Origin of the sequence: Bacillus sp. SIMBA_008, assembly GCF_046535495.1 — a bacterium.
Taxonomy (GTDB): domain Bacteria; phylum Bacillota; class Bacilli; order Bacillales; family Bacillaceae; genus Bacillus; species Bacillus subtilis.
The window spans coordinates 1-322 of sequence record NZ_JAWRWL010000193.1; the positions used below are offsets into that span (position 1 = coordinate 1).

At 41.9% G+C, this 322-nt stretch carries 1 protein-coding gene; it reads left to right on the top strand.

What is annotated here, in order from left to right:
- Nucleotides 1-70: 70 nt before the first annotated feature.
- A partial coding sequence (locus tag SB658_RS22790; RefSeq protein ID WP_410602513.1) for a hypothetical protein occupies nt 71-322 on the top strand: 252 nt, incomplete at its 3' end.

Here is a 322-nt window from a genome sequence, read left to right on the forward strand (position 1 = left end):
AATTCTGCATGACTTCTTCACGTTTTGGGAAAATACGAATAAGACATATATGAAAAAGGAGTTGGATCTGATGTCTATATCTCGCATTATGACATGGATCACTGGGATTTTTGAAGCTTGCCTTGCTATCCCTGTGATCGGAGGTCTATTCGTTATTAGCAATGGCTATTCGCCGCTCATGGTCATGCTTATTCTGCATATTATCACACTCGTCTTATCGAAGCGAGACCAGGGACCAATGATTGGAAGTATCATTGGAATTGTCACATCCTGCCTTGCGTGGATTCCGATTCTCGGATTCATTCTTCATATCATCACTGCC